This window comes from Pseudomonas oryzagri, from assembly GCF_020831405.1.
In the GTDB taxonomy this organism is placed as follows: Bacteria; Pseudomonadota; Gammaproteobacteria; order Pseudomonadales; family Pseudomonadaceae; genus Geopseudomonas; species Geopseudomonas oryzagri.
Genome location: NZ_JAJHPU010000033.1, coordinates 1 through 6,129 on the forward strand (window position 1 = coordinate 1; position 6,129 = coordinate 6,129).

The 6,129-nt window shown below is 66.6% G+C and carries 1 protein-coding gene; it reads left to right on the forward strand.

Annotation, left to right across the window (positions count from 1 at the left end):
* The coding region (locus tag LMJ29_RS11895) for an Ig-like domain-containing protein (protein ID WP_229605741.1) at positions 1 to 6,129 on the forward strand (6,129 nt) is incomplete at both ends.

Here is a 6,129-nt window from a genome sequence, read left to right on the forward strand (position 1 = left end):
CACCAACGGCTCCCTGCTGACCGGCAGCTCCAGCGTCGACGGCCCGCTGTCGATCGCCAGCTTCAGTATTGCCGGCGAAACCGGTCCGTTCGTGCTGGGCAGCGCCTATACGGTGACCGGCAAGGGCGAGATCACCGTCAATGCCGATGGCAGCTACAGCTTCACCCCGGCGGCCGACTACATGGGCGGCTTCCCGGTGATCAGCTACACCGTCACCGATGGCTCCGGCACGGACGACACCAGCACCCTGAGCATCTTTATCACCCCGGTAAACGACGCCCCGGTCGCGGTGGACGATGCGGTCACCGTCACCGAGGACACCCCATTCAGCTCCAGCATCGAGCTGGACGCCAACGACTCCGACCTGGATGGCGACAGCCTGTCCGTGGTGGCCGGCACCTTTGCCACCGCCCAGGGCGGCACCCTGGTGCTGGCCAGCGATGGCAGCTACACCTACACCCCGGCCGCCAACTTCCACGGCACCGACTCGGTCGACTACACCGTCACCGACGGCAGCCTGAGCGACGTCGGCACCCTGACCCTCATCGTCAACCCGGCCAACGACCAGCCTTCGCTGGCCGATACCAGCCTGAACCTGAGCGTCGCCGAAGACGCCGGCCTGCCCGTCGGGACCGTGGGCGCGCTGATCGGCGACTATACCGGCGGTATCAGCGATGTCGATGGCACCGCAGCAACAGGCATTGCCATCACTGCCGTCGATGAAAGTCAGGGCACCTGGTACTACTCGCTGGACAACGGCACCACCTGGAGCGCCGTGGGTGCGGTCAGCGACAGCAGCGCCCTGCTGCTGGCCAACGATGGCAATACCCGCCTGTACTTCAGCCCGGCGGCCAACTTCAACGGCAGCCTGGCCGATGCGCTGACCTTCAAGGCTTGGGATCGGAGCAGCGGCACGGCAGGCGACAAGGTCAGCACCCTGCCCTCCTCGACGACCACGAATTACAGTGGCGCCGGACTTGCCATCGTCGACAACACCACCAACAGCTCCAGCGTGAGCGTGTCCGGCCTTACCGGCACGGTCACCAGCGTCAAGGTCGTCCTGAGTGGCCTCAGCCATACCTGGCCAGGCGATATCGACATGATGCTGGTCGGCCCGTCCGGCCAGCAGGTGATGCTGATGTCGGACACTGGCCGGGGCAGTGACATCAACTCCATTACGCTGACCTTCGTAGATAGCGCTAGCGGCAACCTTCCGGGCACCACGCTGATTGCCAGCGGCAGCTACAAGCCGACCAATCTGGCCGAGGACATTGGCACCGGCACCGACCCCTTCACCGGCAGCACCCTGCTGTCCAGCTTCAATGGCACGGATCCGAACGGCACCTGGACGCTGTATGTGGCCGATGATCAGACTATGGATACCGGCAGCCTGTCCTCCTGGACGCTGACGCTGACCGCCGGCACCACCCCGACGGCCTTCAGTGCCGGCACCGACACCATCAGCGTCACCGTCAGCCCGGTGAACGACGCCCCGCTGGCCTCCGGCACCGCCAGCCTGCCGGCCGTGGCCGAGGACACCCTCAATCCGTCCGGCGACAGCGTCGCCAACCTGTTCGCCGCCAACTTCGACGACAGCACCGACCAGGTGACCGGCGGCAGCTCGGCCAATACCCTGGCCGGCATCGCCATCACCGGCTACACCGAGGACAGCGCCAAGGGCCAGTGGCAGTACAGCACCGACAGCGGCAACAGCTGGACCAGCCTGTCCAGCATCGCGGGCGACACCAGTGCCCTGACCCTGGACGCCAGCGCCCTGCTGCGCTTCCTGCCGGCCGCCGACTACATCGGCGCCGCCCCCGACCTGACCGTGCGCCTGATCGACAGCAGCACCAGCGTCAGCAGCGGTGCCAGCGTCGATGTCAGCGGCAACGGCGGCACCACCGCCATCTCGGCGGCCACCGTGACTCTGTCCACCAGCGTTACTGCGGTCAACGACAACCCGGATGCCGTCAACGACAGTTTCACCGTCAACGAGGACAGCGGCGCCACCGTGCTCGACGTGCTGGGCAATGACTCCAGCGCTCCGGATGTCGGCGAAACCCTGACCGTCACCGCCGTAACCCAGCCCGCCACCGGCGGCAGCGTCAGCCTGGTCGGCGGCGTGGTGTCCTTCACCCCGGACGCCAACTGGAACGGCACCACCTCGTTCACCTATACCGTCAGCGACGGCAATGGCGGCAGCGATACCGCCACCGTCAGCGTGACTGTCAACCCAGTCAACGACCAGCCTTCGCTGGCCGATACCAGCCTGAACCTGAGCGTCGCCGAAGACGCCGGCCTGCCCGTCGGGACCGTGGGCGCACTGATCGGCGACTACACCGGCGGTATCAGCGATGTCGATGGCACCGCAGCAACAGGCATTGCCATCACTGCCGTCGATGAAAGTCAGGGCACCTGGTACTACTCGCTGGACAACGGCACCACCTGGAGCGCCGTGGGTGCGGTCAGTGACAGCAGCGCCCTGCTACTGGCCAACGATGGCAATACCCGCCTGTACTTCAGCCCTGCGGCCAACTTCAACGGTAACCTGGCCGATGTGTTGACCTTCAAGGCCTGGGATCAGAGCACCGGCACCGCCGGAAGCAAGGTCGATACTCTTACGAGCATCTCCAGCAGTTACGCCGGCGGCGGCGTGACCATCAATAACCTCAGCACCATCAGCTCCAGCCTCAGCGTGTCTGCTGCGGGCCTCATCACCGATGTAAATGTCACGCTCAATGGCCTGACCCACACCTGGCCGGCTGACCTGGACATCTGGCTGGTCGGCCCCCAAGGCCAGGTCGTGGCGCTGCTGTCCGATACGGGTAATGGCGACGATGTCACCGCCATCAGCCTGACGTTCGACGACGCTGCTGCCAGCCAGCCCACCGCTCCCCTGCTCACCGGCACCTGGCGCCCGGTTAACTACGGTTCGGCCGACATCCCAGGGGATACTCTGCTGTCCGTGCTCAACGGTACCGATCCGAACGGTACGTGGACGCTATATATCACTGACGATGCCGGCGGCGATGTCGGCAGCCTGAATGGCTGGACACTGGATCTGGTCACCGCCATTTCGACTCAAGCGTTCAGCCAGAGCAGCGATACCATCAGCGTCACCGTCAGCCCGGCGAACGACGCCCCGCTGGCCTCCGGTACCACCAGCCTGCCGGCCGTGGCCGAGGACACCCCCAATCCGTCCGGCGACAGCGTCGACAACCTGTTCTCCGGCAACTTCGACGACAGCACCGACCAGGTAACCGGCGGCAGCAGCGCCAACACCCTGGCCGGCATCGCCATCACCGACTACACCGAGGACACCAGCAAGGGCCAGTGGCAGTACAGCACCGACGGCGGCAACAACTGGACCAGCCTGAGCTCCATCTCCGACGACAGCACCGCCCTGACCCTGCAGGCCAGCGCCCTGCTGCGCTTCCTGCCGGCCGCTGACTACAACGGTTCTGCCCCCGACCTGACGGTACGCCTGATCGACAGCAGCACCAGCGTCAGCAACGGGGCCACCGTCGATGTCAGCAGCAACGGCGGCACCACCGCCATCTCGGCGGCCACCGTGACCCTGTCCACCAGCATCACCGCGGCCAACGACAACCCGGATGCCGTCAACGACAGTTTCACCGTCAACGAGGACAGCGGCGCCACCGTGCTCGACGTGCTGGGCAATGACTCCAGCGCTCCGGATGCCGGCGAAACCCTGACCGTCACCGCCGTGACCCAGCCGGCCACCGGCGGCAGCGTCAGCCTGGTCGGCGGCGTGGTGTCCTTCACCCCGGACACCAACTGGCACGGCACCACCTCGTTCACCTATACCGTCAGCGACGGCAATGGCGGCAGCGATACCGCCACCGTCAGCGTGACTGTCAGCCCGGTCAACGACGACTTCGGCGATGCCAACGAGACCCTGACCGTTGCCGAGGACAGCACCGCCACCAGCGGCACCCTGCTCGCCGGCAGCTCCAGCGTCGATGGGGCACTCAGCATCGCCAGCTTCAGCATTGCCGGCGAAACCGGTCCATTCGTGCTGGGCAGCGCCTATACCGTCACCGGCAAGGGCGAGATCACCGTCAATGCCGACGGCAGCTACAGCTTCACCCCGGCCGCCGACTTCAATGGCAGCTTCCCGGTCGTGACCTATACGGTGACCGATGGCTCGGGCACGGACGACAGCTCGACCCTGACCATCACCGTCACCCCGGCCAACGACGACTTCGCCGATGCCGACGAAACCCTGACCGTCGCCGAGGACAGCACCGCCACCACCGGCACCCTGCTGACCGGCAGTTCGAGCGTCGACGGCTCGCTGTCGATCGCCAGCTTCAGCCTCGCTGGCGAAACCGGTCCGTTCGTGCTGGGCACCGCCTACACCGTGACCGGCCAGGGCGAGATCACCGTCAATGCCGACGGCAGCTACAGCTTCACGCCGACCGCCGACTACAACGGCGGCTTCCCGGTCATTTCCTATGTGGTGACCGACGGCTCGGGCACCGATAACAGCTCGACCCTGACCATCACCGTCACCCCGGCCAACGACGACTTCGCCGACGCCAGTGAAACCCTGACCGTCGCCGAGGACAGCGGCGTCACCAACGGCTCCCTGCTGACCGGCAGCTCCAGCGTCGATGGCCCGCTGTCGATCGCCAGCTTCAGCCTTGCCGGCGAAACCGGTCCGTTCGTGCTGGGCAGCGCCTATACCGTCGCCGGCCAGGGCGAGCTCACCGTCAACGCCGACGGCAGCTATAGCTTCACTCCGGCGGCCAACTGGAACGGCAGCTTCCCGCTGGTCAGCTACACCGTTACCGACGGTTCCGGCAGCGACGACACCAGCACTCTCAGCATTACCGTCACCGCGGCGGTGGATCTCACCGCCGTGGCCGACAGCATCAGCACCGCCGAGGACACCCCGGTCAACGGCACCGTTGCCAGCAACGACAGCACCAGCTCGGGCGGCGCCCTGAGCTTCGCCAAGGCCAGCGACCCGGCCCACGGCAGCGTGGTGGTCAATGCCGACGGCACCTACACCTACACCCCGGACGCCAACTGGAGTGGTGCCGACAGCTTCGACTACACCGTGACCGATGTGGCCTCGGGCGAGACCCTGACCCGCACCGTCACGATCACCGTGACTGCCGCGACCGACCTGGTGGCCGTCAATGACACCGCCACCACCGCCGAGGACACCCCGGTCAACGGCACCGTCGCCAGCAACGACAGCACCACCTCGGGCGGCGCCCTGAGCTTTGCCAAGGCCAGCGATCCGGCCCACGGCAGCGTGGTGGTCAATAGCGATGGCACCTACACCTACACCCCGGACGCCAACTGGGGCGGCAGCGACAGCTTCGACTACACCGTGACCGATGCGGATTCGGGCGAGTCCCTGACCCGCACGGTCACCGTAACCGTCACCCCGGCCGTGGATCTCACCGCCTTGGCCGACAGCATCAGCACCGCCGAGGACACCCCGGTCAACGGGGATGTCTCGGGTAACGACAGCACCAGCTCCGGCGGCGCCCTGAGCTTTGCCAAGGCCGGCGATCCGGCCCACGGCAGCGTGGTGGTCAATGGCGACGGCACCTACACCTACACCCCGGACGCCAACTGGAGTGGTGCCGACAGCTTCGACTACACCGTGACCGATGCGGCCTCCGGCGAGTCCCTGACCCGCACGGTGACCGTGACCGTCACCCCGGCCGCCGACCTGGTGGCCGTCAATGACACCGCCACCACCACCGAAGACACCCCGGTCAACGGGGATGTCTCGGGTAACGACAGCACCAGCTCGGGCGGCGCCCTGGGCTTCGCCAAGGCCAGCGACCCGGCCCATGGCAGCGTGGTGGTCAATAGCGATGGCACCTACACCTATACCCCGGACGCCAACTGGAGCGGCAGCGACAGCTTCGACTACACGGTGACCGACGCGGATTCGGGCGAGTCCCTGACCCGCACCGTCACGATCACCGTGACCGCTGCGGTGGATCTCACCGCCCTGGCCGACAGCATCAGCACCGCCGAGGACACTCCGGTATCCGGCGATGTGTCGGCTAACGACAGCACCACCTCGGGCGGTGCCCTGAGCTTTGCCAAGGCCGGCGATCCGGCCCACGGCAGCGTGGT